11 protein-coding genes are annotated in these 16097 nt (G+C 70.1%); 10 read left to right on the top strand and 1 reads right to left on the bottom strand.

Translation table 11 applies throughout. The features are described 5' to 3' along the window. The first annotated feature begins 13 nt into the window (after positions 1–13). Entirely contained in the window at positions 14–2965 is a 2952-nt protein-coding gene (locus ACQHII_RS21370) for an FAD-binding and (Fe-S)-binding domain-containing protein (RefSeq protein WP_427920805.1), read from the top strand. Further along, positions 2965–3720 (top strand): metallophosphoesterase family protein, encoded by a 756-nt coding sequence (locus tag ACQHII_RS21365; RefSeq protein WP_427920804.1) that lies wholly within the window; start codon positions 2965–2967, stop codon positions 3718–3720. The genes ACQHII_RS21370 and ACQHII_RS21365 overlap by 1 nt, the downstream gene beginning before the upstream one ends. A 72-nt stretch (positions 3721–3792) precedes the next feature. Here ACQHII_RS21365 and ACQHII_RS21360 read toward each other — a convergent pair whose 3' ends face one another. Next, complete coding sequence (locus tag ACQHII_RS21360; RefSeq protein ID WP_427920803.1) at positions 3793–4296, bottom strand: hypothetical protein; 504 nt, start codon at positions 4294–4296, stop codon at positions 3793–3795. Positions 4297–4593: 297 nt separating this feature from the next. Between ACQHII_RS21360 and ACQHII_RS21355 the strand changes: the two genes are divergently transcribed. From ACQHII_RS21355 to ACQHII_RS21320, 8 genes are all read left to right on the top strand, one after another. Further along, positions 4594–4725 (top strand): hypothetical protein, encoded by a 132-nt coding sequence (locus ACQHII_RS21355; RefSeq protein ID WP_019072556.1) that lies wholly within the window; start codon positions 4594–4596, stop codon positions 4723–4725. Positions 4726–4830: 105 nt separating this feature from the next. Beyond that, complete coding sequence (locus tag ACQHII_RS21350; protein WP_427925383.1) at positions 4831–6906, top strand: ABC transporter ATP-binding protein; 2076 nt, start codon at positions 4831–4833, stop codon at positions 6904–6906. Positions 6907–7127: 221 nt separating this feature from the next. Continuing rightward, positions 7128–7991 (top strand): EamA family transporter, encoded by an 864-nt coding sequence (locus ACQHII_RS21345; RefSeq protein WP_427925382.1) that lies wholly within the window; start codon positions 7128–7130, stop codon positions 7989–7991. A 918-nt stretch (positions 7992–8909) separates the two neighbouring features. Continuing rightward, on the top strand, positions 8910–9716 hold the full coding sequence (locus ACQHII_RS21340; protein ID WP_427920802.1) for a TIGR03084 family metal-binding protein: 807 nt from the start codon (positions 8910–8912) through the stop codon (positions 9714–9716). Further along, positions 9713–11416, top strand: coding sequence for an acyclic terpene utilization AtuA family protein (locus tag ACQHII_RS21335; protein ID WP_427920801.1), 1704 nt, complete (start codon positions 9713–9715; stop codon positions 11414–11416). The genes ACQHII_RS21340 and ACQHII_RS21335 overlap by 4 nt, the downstream gene beginning before the upstream one ends. Next, positions 11413–13011: an acyl-CoA carboxylase subunit beta gene (locus ACQHII_RS21330; protein WP_427920800.1), complete on the top strand. Its 1599-nt coding sequence runs from the start codon at positions 11413–11415 to the stop codon at positions 13009–13011. The genes ACQHII_RS21335 and ACQHII_RS21330 overlap by 4 nt, the downstream gene beginning before the upstream one ends. A gap of 26 nt (positions 13012–13037) precedes the next feature. Next, a complete protein-coding gene (locus tag ACQHII_RS21325) occupies positions 13038–14888 on the top strand; it encodes an acetyl/propionyl/methylcrotonyl-CoA carboxylase subunit alpha (protein ID WP_427920799.1) in 1851 nt (616 codons plus the stop codon). A gap of 44 nt (positions 14889–14932) precedes the next feature. Then, the gene (locus tag ACQHII_RS21320; RefSeq protein WP_427920798.1) at positions 14933–16063 is read left to right on the top strand and encodes an acyl-CoA dehydrogenase family protein; all 1131 of its coding nucleotides are present in this window, start codon (positions 14933–14935) and stop codon (positions 16061–16063) included. Positions 16064–16097 lie beyond the last annotated feature (34 nt).

The following is a 16097-nucleotide window of genomic DNA, read 5'->3' as shown; positions in this document are numbered from 1 at the left end:
TCATGCTGGGGGCATGGCGGATCTTCAGGCGGAGCTGACGAGGACCGTCCGGGGCGAGGTCGGCTTCGACGTCACGTCCCGGGCACTGACGACCATGGACGCGTCCAACTACCGACGCGTCCCGCTCGGCGTCGTCGCGCCCCGTGACGCCGACGACGTGGCGGCCACCCTCGCCGCCTGCCGGGCCCACGGAGTGCCGGTCGTGGCCCGCGGCGGCGGCACCTCCATCGCCGGCCAGGCCACCGGCACCGGCGTCGTCCTCGACTTCACCCGCCACATAAACGGCCTGCTGTCCCTGGATCCCGCCTCCCGCACGGCCGTCGTCCAGCCCGGCCTGGTCCTCGACCGCCTCCAACAGGCCGCCGCCCCGCACGGGTTGCGCTTCGGCCCCGACCCCTCGACCCACAGCCGCTGCACCCTCGGCGGCATGATCGGCAACAACTCCTGCGGCTCCCACTCGGTCGCCTGGGGCACCACGGCAGACAACGTGAGCGAACTGTCGGTACTCACCGCGCGCGGCGACTCCCTGCGCCTCGGCCGGGACTGGGCGGGCGCCCCGCCGGGTCTACGCCCCCTCGTGGAGGGCGAGTTGGCCCGTCTGCGTACCGGCTTCCCCGACCTCCCGCGCCGTATCTCGGGCTACGCCCTGGATGCCCTCCTCCCCGAGAAGGGCGCCGACGTCGCCCGCTCCTTCTGCGGCAGCGAGGGCACGCTGGGCATCCTCACGGAAGCCGTCGTACGACTCGTCGAGGCGCCCCGCGCGCGTGCCCTCGCCGTGCTGGCGTACGCCGACGAGAGCGCGGCGGCGGAGGCGGCGGCGGGCCTGCTGGTCCACGGGCCGCTCACGCTGGAGGGCATGGCCGCCGACCTGGTCCGCTCCACCGCCGGCCTCCCCCGGGGCGGCGCCTGGCTGTTCGTTGAAACGGGCGGAGACACGGCGGCCGAGGCCCACGCGCGTGCCGGGACGATCGTCCGCGCGGCAGACGTCGTCGACTCCCTGGTGGTGACGGACCCGGCGGCCCAACGCGCGCTGTGGCGCGTCCGCGAGGACGCCAGCGGTACGGCGACGAGGATGCCCGACGGCTCGGAGGCGTGGCCCGGCTGGGAGGACTGCGCGGTACCACCGGCCCAACTTGGCTCCTATCTGCGGGACTTCAGGGCACTGCTCGGAACGTACGCCCTGCGCGGCACGCCCTACGGCCACTTCGGGGACGGCTGCATCCACGTCCGCATCGACTTCGACCTGCTGACGTCGCAGGGCGTGGCCCGCTTCCGCCGCTTCTCCGAGGACCTGGCCGACCTGGTGGTGGCCCACGGCGGCTCCCTCTCCGGCGAACACGGCGACGGCCAGGCCCGTGCGGAGCTGCTGCCGAAGATGTACGGCGACGAGATGGTGACCCTCTTCGAGCGCGCGAAGGCGGTCTGGGACCCGGACGACCTCCTCAACCCCGGGATCCTGGTGCGGCCCGCCCCCCTCGACACGAACCTCCGTTTCTCCGTCCTGCCCCGCGAACCGGTGGACGTCGTCTTCGGCTATCCGTCCGACGGCGGCGACTTCACGGCGGCGGTACGGCGCTGCGTGGGCGTCGCCAAGTGCCGTACGACAGAGGCGTCCGGGGCCTCCGTGATGTGCCCGTCGTTCCGGGCCACAGGCGAGGAGGCGCACTCCACACGCGGGCGGGCCCGGCTGCTGCACGAGATGCTCGCGGGCGAACTGGTCACCGACGGTTGGCAGTCGACGGAGGTCCGGGACGCGCTGGACCTCTGCCTGTCCTGCAAGGGCTGCCGCACGGACTGCCCGGTCGGGGTCGACATGGCCACGTACAAGGCGGAGTTCCTCCACCACCACTACGAGGGGCGACGCCGGCCCGTTTCCCACTACACGATGGGGTGGCTGCCGCGCTGGCTGCGGCTGGTGGAGCGGACGCATACGGCCTGGCTGGTCAACTCCCTTGCCGCGGTGGGGCCGTTGGCGTGGGCGGCGAAGCGGCTGGGCGGGATCGCGCCCGAGCGGGGGATTCCGCGGGTGGCCGGGGTGACGTTCACGCGGTGGTCGAGGCGGCGGTTCAGGGCGAAGGTGCGGGGGATGCGGGCAGATTGGCGGGCGGGCCGGGAACTCGAGCGCCCGCGCGGCGGCACCGTCATGATCTGGCCGGACACGTTCACCGAGCACCTCTCGCCTTCGGTGGGGGAGGCGGCCGTGCGGATCCTGGAGGCGGCCGGGCTCTTCGTGGTGCCCATGCCGACGAAGACCTGGGGCGTGACGGAGCTGCCGGACGAGGACGGCCAGGGGACGTCGTACACCTTCAGCCCGTGGAAGGCCCGCAGGGCCCGCGTCTGCTGCGGCCTGACGTACGTCTCGACCGGTCAACTCGACCGCGCACGGGCGGTGTTGCGCGAGACGCTGGACGTGCTGGACGTGTTCCTGCGCGCGGACGTTCCCGACCTGGACGACGAGGTCCCGATCCACTTCGTCGTCCTGGAGCCGAGCTGTGCGGCGGCCCTCCGCACGGACCTCCCCGAACTCCTCCCCGACGACCCGCGCGCGGCCCGCCTCGCCGCCAGGGTCCTCACCTTCGCCGAGGCACTGGACCGCCACGCCGCCCCCGACTGGACCCCGCCCCGCGTCGACCGCCCGACGGTCGGCCAGACCCACTGCCACCAGCACGCGGTACTCGGCGACACGGCGGACCGCAGGCTGCGCTCCGCCGTCGGCCTCGACGGTGAACTGTCCGGCGGTTGCTGCGGGTTGGCGGGCAACTTCGGCTTCGAGAAGGGGCACTACGAGGTGTCGGCGACGTGCGCGGAGGAACAACTCCTCCCCTCCGTGCGGCAGGCACCGCAGGACGCGGTGATCCTGGCGGACGGCTTCTCGTGCCGTACGCAGCTGGAGCAACTGGCCGGGGTAAGGGCCAGACACTTGGCGGAGGTCCTGGCGGAAGCACTGGAGGCAGAGGCGAATTGATGGACGAACTCGACCGGGTCGCGGTCCTCTCCGACATCCACGGCGTGCTCCCCGCCCTCGAAGCGGTCCTGGCCGAGCCGGAGGTGACCGCCGCCGACCGCATCGTCCTCACCGGCGACATCACGGCGGGCCCCCAACCGGCGGAAGTGGTCGCCCTGTTGCGCGAGCAGGGCGACCGCGTGCTGTGGCTGTCGGGCAACGCGGACCGCGAGTTGGTCGAGTACCGCAGAGGCGAACGCACCGAAATCCCCGACCCGATCGCCCCCTACGCGGCAACGGCCCTCCGCCCCGACCAGATCGACTTCCTCTCGACCCTCCCCAAAACCCTGACCCTCCCTGTCCGCGGCCTCGGCAAGGTCCTCTTCTGCCACGCAACTCCCCGTGACGACGAGGAAGTCGTCCTGGTCGACTCGCGCCCGTCCCGCTGGACGGAGGTCCTGGCCGACCTCGACGACTCCGTCCGCACGGTGGTCTGCGGCCACACCCACATGCCGTACGTCCGCCTCGCCCACGGCCGCCTGATCGTCAACCCCGGCAGCGTAGGCATGCCCTACGGCCGCACCGGCGCCCACTGGTGCCTTCTCGGCCCCGGCACGGACCTGCGCGTCACCCCGTACGACATCCCGACCGCGATCACCCGCCTCGTCCGCGAGTCCGCCTACCCGGAGATCGCCGCCTGGGCGGACTACTTCCTCAACGCCCGGGCGTCGGACACGGAGGCACTGGAGACGTTCGGACGCCGGGACGGGCGATGACGGTCGACGATCCCTAGCCGGTCGGCGGGCGCGACCGCCGCGCTCTCCGCTCCGCCAGGTAGCTGATCGCGACTATGAACAGCAGCACCAGCGCCATGGCAACCCCGCTGAAGAGCCAACTGACCGGAGCGCCCTTGGCTCTTTCACACCCCAGAAGACGACCGTCAGCACGACCCAGCGGATGGAGAGGCGTGCGGGGATCCGTCCGGTGCCGCTGGCCCCGCCGGTGCGTGGACGGTGTACGGACGGCCGGGCGGTGGGGGCGTGGCCAACGCGCTCGTAGTGCAGTTGGGTCAGGCGCTCCATCCGCAGGAGCAGTGCGAAGAACAGCGTCATCCCGACGCCCAAACAGACCGCCTGAAGGAAACGCGTCCCATCGCCGAACGCCCCGAAGGTCGAGCCGCCCAGCGCCGCGAGCGGCACGGTCAGCACGGCCGCGGAGCGCAGCGGGCGGCCGGCGACGCGAACCGCGACGGGCGCCGGAGGCCGGTATCTCCCGCCCATACCGAGAGACCGCTCGGCTCTCAGGACCGCCGCCAGCAGCGACGTCTCCGCCCTGCACAGCACCCGCTTCATAGATCCCCCGCACATCGACGATGCCAAGACCACACAGTGGACCATCGACAGCCACTGGCTGAGGGCGGAAGCACAGGTTCGTTAAGGCTGCTCTCAGGTTTATTAGAGAACTCTCAGGTTCGCGGACCTCACTCAGGATTCACAAAGGTATTCACAGGGCCTGCTTGCCGTTCGCTTGCCTACTTTGCTGCTTCTTGGCGTCGGGGGCGTGTAAGTTTCTCGGTGTCGGGAATTCCCCGGGCGGTAAAACGCTCGACTTTGACGCACAAATTCCTCTGCACAACCTAGGAGTTCGGAATGGGCCTCAACAAGCTCGCCCCGCTGCCCAAGCCCAAGAAGCAGCAGCTGCCGCCCCCGCCGCCCCCGAAGCCCCGCAAGAAGCACGAGCCGAAGCCCCTGCCGAAGCCGCTGCCCGGCCAGGACAGCTGATCCGGCAGTAGGAGGAGGGCCGACCCACGCAGTCGGCCCTCTTTTCTTTCCTGAATTCGAAAATCCAAAGAATTCTGATGACGGAAAGTGGAGGGCGTCGTGGACATGGATGTGGAAGAGGAAGACCTCGAATATGAGGACGACGAAACCCCGACCATTCCCGCCCGCACGGCTTTCCGCCGTTTCTGGCCGCTCACGGTGGGTCTCAGACGCTGGCTGATCCTCGTCTGGGTGTGCACGGTGGTCGCCGCACTCGCCGAGACCGAGTCGATCCTCCTCTTCAGCGACCTCACCGACCGCGCCCTGGCGAAGGGATCGCTCGCCGCGTTCTGGAGCCCGGCCGTCAAATGGCTGGGCGTCGCGCTCGTCGGCGCGGTCGTTGCCTACGCCGGCAACTCCCTCGCCGCCTGGGCCACCGAACGCTTCGTGATGAGACTGCGCGAGCATGTCTTCGACCACGTACAGCAGTTGCCCCCGCACTTCTTCCAACGGCACCGCCAGGGCGACCTGTTGTCCCGCCTCACCAGTGATGTCGAGGCGATCGAGACCCTCGTCGTCTCCGGCGTCGTAGGTACGGCCTCGGCCGTCTTCTCCGCCCTCTTCTACGCCGCCGCCGCGTTCTGGCTGCGCTGGGACCTCGCCGCGGCCACCTTCGTCCTCGCGCCCCTCTTCTGGCTGGCCGCCCGCCGCTTCTCCGGCTCCATCAAGGACGTCTCGCGCGCGGGACGGGTCGCCGACGGCGCGATCACCTCCGTCGTCGAGGAGTCCCTCGGCAACATCGTCCTCACCCAGGCCTACGGCCGCCGCGACGCCGAACGCCGGCGCCTGAACGAGGAGGCGAGCGCCTGGTTCCGCGCCTCCGTCCGCTCGACCCGCCTCAACGAGGCCTACGAGCAACTCGTCAGCGTCATCGAGACCGTGTGCGTGCTCGCCGTCATCGGCATCGGCGCCTGGGAGATCTCCACCGGCCGTATGACCCTCGGCCAACTCCTCGCATTCTCCGCCTTCCTGGGCTATCTCTACCCGCCCGTCCGCGGCCTGGCCCAACTCGGCCTCACCATCACCGCCGCCACCGCGGGCGCCGAGCGCCTGATCGAGATCCTCGACGTACGGCCGTCGGTCGCCGACCCCAGCCACGGCACGGAGTTCGGCCGCCCCGACGGCACGGTGGAACTCCGCGACATCTCCTTCAGCTACCCCGGCGCGGACCGCCCCGCCCTGGAAGGCCTCTCCTTCACCGTCAACCCCGGCGAACTGGTGATCGTCACCGGCCCCAGCGGCGCCGGCAAGTCCACGGTCTCCAAGATGCTGCTCCGCTTCTACGACCCCGACGCCGGCGAAGTCCTCCTCGACGGCGTCCCGCTCGGTGACCTGCCCCTCGCCCGCCTGCGCGAGTACGTCACCCTGCTCCCGCAGGAGACCCTCGTCCTGCACGACACCGTCCGCGCGAACATCGCCTGCGGCCGGCCCGGCGCGAGCGAACAAGCGATCATGGACGCGGCGATCGCGGCCGACGCCCACGAGTTCATCCTCCGCCTCCCCGACGGCTACGACACGAAGGTCGACCCCAACTCGGCCCGCCTGTCCGGCGGTCAGCTCCAGCGCCTGGCGATCGCCCGCGCGATCCTCCGCGACGCCCCGGTCCTCGTCCTCGACGAACCGACCACCGGGCTGGACTCCATGGCCGCCCGCCGGGTCGTGAAGCCGCTACGGCGACTGATGGCCGGCCGTACGACGATCATGATCACCCACGACCTCAACCTCGCCCCCGACGCCGACCGGATCCTGGTCGTCGACCGGGGCCGGATCGTGGAGACGGGACGGCACGACGAGCTGATGGCGCGGGGCGGGGCGTACGCGCGGCTGCACCGTTCGCAGAACAACGCGGTGATGGACACCGGGGAGCTGCGGTTGCCGCTGTTCGCCGAGGCGGGTGCAGCGGCGGGGGTGCCGGCGGGGGTTCAGTACGCCGCGCCTCCCGTCTTCGTGGAGAGCTGGGCGCCGCAGCCGCAGGGATACCAGGCGTATCCGGCACAGCAAGCACAACAGGCGCAGCAGCTGTATCAACCTGCGTACGTCGAGGCCGAGTACACCTCCGACCCGCTCTTCGGACCGATGCCCGCCACCCTCCCCGACGGCCGTCCGCTGTTCCGCGACGAGGTTCCCTGGAGCGGCATCTGAGTCACTGACCATCCGGCGGGACAGCATCAGGACAGTTGCATAAAGGGTTCTCACACCTGACTCAGTCCATTACCATGGACTGAGCAGTGCACCGTGATGGACGAACCCCGAGCTGATCCCCTGGAAGCGCCGTGAGCATCCCCAGTACGTCTACGACCGCCCCCGTGGCGGCGAGCCCGACCTCGGTTGCCGCCCCTCGTCGGTTCGGTCCGGTGGGACTCGTGCTGGCCGGGGGGATCTCGGTGCAGTTCGGTGGGGCGCTGGCAGTGACGATGATTCCCCGGGCGGGATCGCTGGGAGTGGTGACCCTCCGCCTCCTGGTGGCGGCGGTGATACTGCTCGTCGTCTGCCGCCCGAGCCTGCGCGGTCACTCACGCACCGACTGGGGCACGGTCGTCGCCTTCGGCCTCACCATGGCCGCGATGAACGGGCTCTTCTACCAGTCGCTCGCCCGCATCCCGCTGGGACCGGCGGTCACCCTGGAGGTGCTGGGCCCACTCGCCCTGTCCGTGCTGACTTCCCGGCGCGCGGTGAACGCGGTGTGGGCGGGCCTGGCCGTGGCAGGTGTGTTCCTGCTCGGCGGGAGCGGCTTCAGCAGCCTGGACCCTGTAGGTGTGGCCTTCGCGCTGGGCGCCGGCTCCATGTGGGCGACGTACATCGTCTTCAGCGCGCGTACCGGTCGCCGCTTTCCGCAGGCCGACGGGTTGGCGCTGGCGATGGTCGTGGCGGCGGTCGCGTTTCTGCCGCTCGGCATTGCGGAGTCGGGTACGAGGCTCTTGAACCCTGTGACCATCGCGCTCGGATCGGCGGTGGCGGTTCTCTCGTCCGTTCTTCCCTACACGCTCGAACTTCTGGCGCTACGACGGCTGCCTGCTTCCACCTTCGCCATCCTGATGAGCCTGGAGCCTGCCATCGCTGCGACGGCGGGCTTCCTGATCCTTCACCAGGCACTGTCTGTCACTGAAGCCCTGGCCATTGGGTTGGTTATCGGGGCGAGTATGGGGGCTGTGCGGACTCAGGTGGGGCGGGGGAAGGTCAGGCGGGAGGCGGCTCAAGAAGCTGCTGGGGTTGGTCCTCAGGCGTAGGTGAACGTTGGGCCACTCGCTTCTTTGCCAGTGTCGGGCTTCCGCGGACCGAGTAAAGGGCGCTGCGCTGCGCTCCGCGTCGGCTTCGCCGATGGCCCTGCGGGCCACCCTTGACTAGGTCCGCTCCAGCCCGTCTGAGAAGCGAGCGAGCGGCCGGGAGGAACGGGGGTCCCAGGTACGTCAGCCCGCCAGGTGGGCTGCGTCCGCAACCAGCGGAGTGGATGCGCACCCGCGCCTCGCCAGCACGCCGGGCTGGCTCAGCGGCCAACCCCGAGTGGGGACTTCCCCAGACGGCAGACGACTCCGGACCGGTCCGGCCTGGGCCGGGATGAGCCGGACTGGGCTGGGCTGCGTGGCCGAGGTGCGGCAGTCGGCAGAAAGCAGAAATGCGGCAGTCGACCGGAGGCCGATGGGCGTCACATCCCCCAGCCCTCGCCCCGGCCGGGCCTGTCCCCTCTGGAGGCTGGGGTCATTTCTAACCAGTCACCGTGTACGTCAGTGGTTAGCTTTACCCCCAGCCTCCAGCACCCCCCATCCCCTCCCCCGCCGGTCCCGGAAGCCCCACCGGCCGTTGGCGGCTAAGCCGAGGCGGCGTGCAGGCGAGACGCGGACGCGCCCGTAACACCGGCCCACAACGCAGCCCACGTAAGGGCCGGCATGCCCCGGCCCCCCACTCCTCCCGGCCACTCGCTCGCTTCTCCAACGGGCTTCCGCGGACCTAGTCAAGGGTGGCCCGCAGGGCCATCGGCGAAGCCGACGCGGAGCGCAGCGCAGCGCCCTTTACTCGGTCCGTGGAAGCCCGACACTGGCAAAGAAGCGAGTGGCCCAACAGCAACTTCACAACACACGCAAACACCACCCCACCCAAATAATGCAAGCACGCTTGATTGTTTCTAGTGACCCTGCCATGCTCCCCCCATGTCCGATCCGACGCACGTGTTCGACGACCTGTGTGAGGAAAGCGAAGAACTCGACCGGCTAGTAGCCGAGTTGAGCCCGGAGGGCTGGGCGATCGCGACTCCCGCCGCCCGCTGGACCGTCGCCCACCAGATCGCCCACCTGGCCTGGACCGACCACTCGGCGTTGCTCGCCGTGACGGACGAGGACGCGTTCGGTGCGCTGGTGGAGAAGGCGCTCGCCGCCCCCGAGTCGTTCGTGGACCAGGGCGCGGAGGAGGGCGCCACGAAGCCTCCCGCTCAGCTTCTTGCCGAGTGGCGGGCCGGCCGGACGGCCCTGTTGGCTGCCCTGTACGCCGCACCCGCAAAGACCCGCTTCCCCTGGTACGGCCCACCCATGTCGGCCGCCTCCATGGCCACCGGCCGCCTCATGGAGACCTGGGCCCACGGCCAGGATGTGGCGGACGCGGTCGGTGTGGTCAGGACACCTACGGACCGGCTCCGGCATGTGGTGCGCATCGGCGTACGGGCACGTGACTTCGCCTTCGGTGTGCATGGGCTGACACCGCCGAGCGAGGAGTTCCGGGTCGAACTCGTCGCTCCCTCCGGTGAGTTGTGGACCTACGGTCCCGACGACGCCCCGCAGCGCGTCACCGGTCCCGCCCTCGACTTCTGCCTTCTCGTCACCCAGCGAGCCCACCGCGCCGACCTCGCGGTGAACGCCGTAGGACCCGATGCGGATCGATGGCTCGACATCGCCCAGGCCTTCGCGGGACCACCCGGCCCCGGGCGACCGTCGAAACCGAAATCGGAGGGGGCCGACCAATGAACCCCCACCCCGCCCCCCTCCGAATAGGCAACGCCTCCGGCTTCTACGGCGACCGTTTCGACGCCCTGCGCGAGATGCTCACCGGCGGACAGCTCGACGTCCTCACCGGTGACTATCTCGCCGAGCTCACCATGCTCATCCTGGGGCGGGACCGGCTCAAGGATCCGGGCGCCGGGTATGCCCGTACGTTCCTGAAGCAGTTGGAGGAGTGCCTCGGCCTCGCCCATGAGCGCGGGGTGCGGATCGTCACCAACGCCGGCGGGCTCAATCCGGCCGGACTAGCCGCTGCCGTAAGGAAGTTGGCCGACCGGCTGGGGACAGCCGTGCGGGTCGCGCACGTCGAGGGGGACGATCTCGTCGCCCGGTATCCGGGGTCACTTGCCGCCCATGCCTATCTGGGTGGCTTCGGTATCGCCGCCTGTCTGCGCGCGGGGGCCGACGTCGTGGTCACCGGGCGGGTCACCGACGCGGCCCTGGTCACCGGGCCTGCTGCCGCCCACTTCGGTTGGGGACCCGGCGACCACGACCGGCTCGCGGGTGCCGTGGTCGCCGGACATGTGCTGGAGTGCGGGACCCAGGCCACCGGCGGCAACTACGCCTTCTTCACCGACCAGCCGATCGACAGGCTCCGCCGACCCGGCTTTCCGCTCGCCGAGATCCACGCGGACGGTTCGTCCGTCATCACCAAGCATCCCGGCACGGGCGGAGTCGTCGACGTCGGTACCGTCACCGCGCAGCTTCTCTACGAGACGCAGGGCGCGCGGTACGCCGGTCCCGATGTCACCGCCCGCCTCGACACGGTTCGGCTGGGCCACGACGGGCCCGACCGGGTGCGGATCGAGGGGGTGCGGGGGGAGGCCCCGCCGCCGACGCTCAAGGTCGGTCTCAACCGGCTGGGGGGCTTCCGCAACGAGGTCACCTTCGTGCTCACCGGGCTCGACATCGAGCGCAAGGCCGCTCTCGTGCGGGAGCAGATGGACCTCGCGTTCAGCAACGCCAAGTCCCGGCCCGCTGAACTTCGTTGGGATCTCGCCCGTACGGATCACGCCGACGCGCCGACCGAGGAGACCGCCAGCGCGCTGCTTCGGCTTGTCGTCCGGGATGCCGATCAGGAGGTCGTCGGGCGGGCGCTGAGTGCGGCTGCCGTCGAACTCGCGTTGGCCAGCTACCCGGGCTTCCATGTGCTGACCCCACCTGGAAAGGGCGCGCCCTATGGCGTCTTCGATGATGTGTATGTCCCCCATGGCGCCGTCGACCATGTGGCCGTCCTCCACGACGGGCGCCGGGTTGCTATGGCCCCGGCCCACGACACCCTCGTACTGGACGACGTTCCACAGCCTGCCCTCCCCGAGCCTCCGCCGGACGGGCCCACGGCGCGGGCGGCCCTTGGCGTGGTCGCGGGGGCCCGTAGCGGCGACAAGGGAGGGAACGCCAACGTGGGGGTGTGGGCGCGTACGGATGAGGCGTGGCGCTGGCTCGCCCATGCGCTGACCGTCGAGAGGTTCCGCCAACTCCTGCCGGAGACCGCTGAGTTGGCGGTTACGCGACACGTGCTGCCCAACCTTCGTGCGCTCAACTTCGTCGTCGAGGGCATTCTCGGCGAGGGTGTCGCCGCCCAGCACCGTTTCGATCCGCAGGCCAAGGCCCTGGGCGAGTGGCTGCGTTCCCGTCGACTGGACATTCCGGAGGCCCTGCTGTGACCGTCCTTCCGTCCGCCCTGGACATCAACGGTCCCGACTACCGGGCCAACCGCGAGGCCATGCTCGCCAAGCTCACCGAGCTGGACGCCGAGCACGCGAAGGCGCTCGCGGGCGGCGGGCCGAAGTACGTCGAACGGCACCGTAAACGCGGCAAGTTGCTCGCCCGCGAGCGCATCGAGCTGCTGCTCGACCCCGACACCCCCTTCCTCGAACTGTCGCCGCTCGCCGCCTGGGGCAGCGACTACGCGGTGGGTGCAGCCCTCGTCACGGGCATCGGTGTCGTCGAGGGTGTGGAGTGCCTGATCACCGCCAACGACCCGACCGTGCGCGGCGGCGCGAGCAATCCCTGGTCGCTGAAGAAGGCCCTGCGCGCGAACGACATCGCGCTCGCCAACCGGCTCCCCTGCATCAGCCTCGTGGAGTCCGGAGGAGCCGACCTGCCGTCGCAGAAGGAGATCTTCATCCCGGGCGGCGCCATCTTCCGTGATCTGACCCGGCTTTCGGCCGCCGGTATCCCCACCATCGCGGTCGTCTTCGGCAACTCGACCGCCGGCGGCGCGTACATCCCCGGCATGTCCGACCACGTGATCATGGTCAAGGAGCGCGCGAAGGTGTTCCTCGGCGGGCCGCCGCTCGTGAAGATGGCGACCGGTGAGGAGAGCGACGACGAGTCGCTCGGCGGCGCCGAGATGCACGCCCGCGTGTCGGGACTCGCCGACCACTTCGCCGTCGACGAGCAGGACGCGCTGCGGCAGGCCCGCCGCGTCGTCGCCCGCCTCAACCACCGCAAGGCGTACGGCGATCCGGGCCCGGCCGCACCCCCCAAGTACGCCGAGGACGAGCTGCTGGGCATCGTCCCGGGGGACCTCAAAACCCCCTTCGACCCGCGCGAGGTCGTAGCCCGTCTCGTCGACGCCTCCGACTTCGACGAGTTCAAGCCCCTCTACGGCACGAGCCTGGTGACGGGCTGGGCCACCCTGCACGGCTATCCGATCGGCATCCTCGCCAACGCCCAAGGAGTCCTCTTCAGCCAGGAGTCCCAAAAGGCCGCGCAATTCATCCAGTTGGCCAACCAGCGTGACATCCCCCTCCTCTTCCTGCACAACACCACCGGCTACATGGTCGGCAAGGAGTACGAGCAGGGCGGCATCATCAAACACGGCGCGATGATGATCAACGCCGTCAGCAACAGCCGCGTACCGCACCTGTCCGTCCTCATGGGCGCCTCGTACGGCGCAGGCCACTACGGCATGTGCGGCCGCGCCTACGACCCCCGCTTCCTCTTCGCCTGGCCCAGCGCCAAGTCCGCCGTCATGGGTCCCCAGCAGCTCGCCGGCGTCCTGTCGATCGTCGCCCGCCAGTCCGCCGTGGCCAAGGGGCAGCCCTACGACGAGGAGGCGGACGCGGCGCTGCGCGCCATGGTGGAGCAGCAGATCGAGTCCGAGTCCCTGCCGATGTTCCTGTCGGGGCGGCTGTACGACGACGGTGTCATCGACCCGCGCGACACCCGCACCGTCCTCGGCCTGTGCCTGTCCGCCCTCCACACGGCGCCCTTCGAGGGCGCGCGCGGTGGCTTCGGCGTCTTCCGGATGTGAGGCCCATGACCGACATGAGGGATCGCGTGATTTCGACAGTACTGGTCGCCAACCGGGGCGAGATCGCCTGCCGGGTCTTCCGCACCTGCCGCGAACTCGGCATCCGGACCGTGGCCGTGCACTCCGACGCCGACGAGCACGCGCTCCACGCGCGCGAGGCCGACACGACAGTACGGCTGCCCGGGGCGACCCCCCAAGAGACGTACCTGCGCGGCGAGTTGATCGTGAAGGCGGCCGTCGCGGCGGGCGCGGACGCGGTCCACCCCGGCTACGGCTTCCTCTCCGAGAACGCCGACTTCGCCCGCGCCGTCCTGGACGCCGGCCTGGTGTGGATCGGCCCCCCGCCCGAGGCGATCGAGGCCATGGCGTCAAAGACCCGTGCCAAGGAGCTGATGGGCATCGCACCCCTCGGCACGGTCACCGAGACCGACCTCCCCGTCCTGGTGAAGGCGGCGACGGGCGGCGGCGGACGCGGCATGCGCGTCGTACGCCAACTCGCCGACCTCGACGCCGAGTTGACCGCCGCCCGAGCCGAGGCCGCCAGCGCCTTCGGCGACGGCGAGGTCTTCGTCGAGCCCTACGTCGAGGGCGGCCGGCACGTCGAGGTACAGATCCTCGCCGACACCCACGGCACGGTCTGGGCCCTCGGCACTCGCGACTGCTCCCTCCAACGCCGCCACCAGAAGGTGATCGAGGAGTCCCCGGCACCGGGCCTCACCGAAGAACTCACCCAGGAAATGGCCGAGTTGGCCGTACGCGCCGCCCGCGCGGTCGCCTACGAGGGCGCAGGAACGGTCGAGTTCCTCATCTCCCCCGACGGCAGGCCCCACTTCCTCGAAATGAACACCCGCCTCCAGGTCGAACACCCTGTCACGGAGGCCGTGTTCGGCGTCGACCTGGTGGCCCTGCAACTACGGATCGCGGAGGGCGGACCCCTGGAGCCCGCCCCTCCCCACCCCCAAGGCCACGCCATCGAGGCCCGCCTCTACGCCGAGGACCCGGCGACCGACTGGACCCCCCAGACCGGCACCCTGCACCGCCTCGCGGTCCCGGACGGCGTCCGCCTGGACACCGGCTACACCGACGGCGACGACATAGGCGTCCACTACGACCCGATGCTCGCCAAGGTCGTCGCCCACGCCCCCACCCGAGCGGAGGCCGTCCGTAAACTGGCCAGAGCCCTGGACCGGGCGACGATCCACGGCCCCCTCACCAACCGCGACCTCCTCGTACGCTCCCTGCGCCACAAGGAGTTCACGAACGGCACGATGGACACGGGCTTCTACGACCGCCACCTCGCCGAACTCACCGAGCCGACCCCGGAGCCGTACGCCCCCCTGGCTGCGGCCCTCGCCGACGCACACGGCCGCTCCCGCTTCGGCGGAGCCTGGCGCAACCTCCCCTCCCAGCCCCAGACCAAGCGCTACGCCATGGCGGGTGAGGAACACGAGGTCCACTACCACCACACGAGGGACGGCCTGACGGCAGAAGGGGTACGCGTCATCCACGCGGACGCCGGCCTGGTCGTACTCGAAGTGGACGGCGTGCAAAGGAAGTTCGAGGTAGCGAGCTACGACACCGACCAGGTGTACGTGAACGCGACGACCTTGACGGCCCTGCCTCGCTTCCCCGACCCGACAGCCCAACTGGCCCCCGGCTCCTTGCTGGCACCGATGCCGGGCACGGTGGTGAGGGTCGCGGAGGGCTTGACCGTAGGGGCATCGGTGAAGGCCGGAGATCCTCTTCTCTGGCTGGAGGCAATGAAGATGGAGCACAAGATCACAGCTCCGGTCACAGGCACGTTGACGGCCCTGAACGCGGTACCTGGCCAACAAGTGCCCCTCGCCGCTCTATTGGCGATAGTTCAACCCACCTGAAGGGGCGCGGGGAACTGCGCGACCAGCCACAACGAGGGAGTCACATGCCCACGACCGAAACGACCGAACACAAAACCCTGCGTGAAGCCGTATCCGCCCTCGGCAAACGACACGGCCGCGACTACGACCGCGAGCAACTCTGGTCCGAGGCGGCCAAACTCGGCTACCTGGGCGTCAACCTCCCCGAGGAATACGGAGGCGGAGGCGGCGGCATCTCCGAACTCTCCATCGTCCTGGAGGAGTTGGGAGCCGCAGGCTGCCCCCTCCTCATGATGGTCGTGTCCCCGGCGATCTGCGGCACGGTGATCGCCCGCTTCGGCACAGCAGAACAGAAACGTGACTGGCTCCCCGGAATCGCCGAAGGCACCCGCACCATGGCCTTCGGCATCACCGAACCCGACGCCGGCTCCAACAGCCACCGCATCACCACCACCGCCCGCAGGGACGGCACGGACTGGCTGCTCACCGGCCGCAAGGTCTTCATCTCCGGCGTGGACCTGGCGGACGCGACCCTCATAGTGGGCCGTACCGAGGACTCCCGAACAGGCCGCCTCAAGCCCTGCCTGTTCATCGTCCCGCGGGACGCGGACGGCTTCACCCGACGCCAGATAGACATGGAACTCACGGCGGCGGAGAAGCAGTTCGAGCTGACCCTCGACGACGTACGGCTGCCGGCCGACGCGCTCGTCGGAGACGAGGACGCGGGCCTGCTCCAACTCTTCGCCGGCCTCAACCCCGAACGCATCATGACGGCGGCCTTCGCGATCGGCATGGGCCGCTACGCGCTCGCCCGCGCGATCGAGTACGCGCGCGACCGCACCGTGTGGGACGCCCCCATCGGCGCCCACCAGGCCATTGCGCACCCGCTCGCCCAGGCGCACATCGACCTCGAACTGGCCCGGCTGATGATGCAGAAGGCGGCGTATCTGTACGACGCGGGGGACGACGTCGGCGCGGGCGAGGCGGCGAACATGGCCAAGTACGCGGCGGGGGAGGCGTGCGTGCGGGCCGTGGACCAGTCGGTGCACACGCTCGGGGGGAACGGCCTCACGCGCGAGTTCGGGCTCGCCTCGTTGATAACTGCCGCGCGCGTGGCTCGTATTGCTCCCGTGAGCCGGGAGATGATTCTCAACTACGTCTCCCACCAGACCCTGGGCCTGCCCAAGTCGTACTAGCCACTCGGCGGCCCCTGCCCGTTCGTGCCAGGAG

The organism is Streptomyces sp. cg40 (assembly GCF_050320165.1).
Taxonomy (GTDB): Bacteria; Actinomycetota; Actinomycetes; order Streptomycetales; family Streptomycetaceae; genus Streptomyces; species Streptomyces hokutonensis.
Note: the sequence above shows the minus strand (reverse complement) of the source record. Positions and strands in the feature narration are given on the sequence as shown.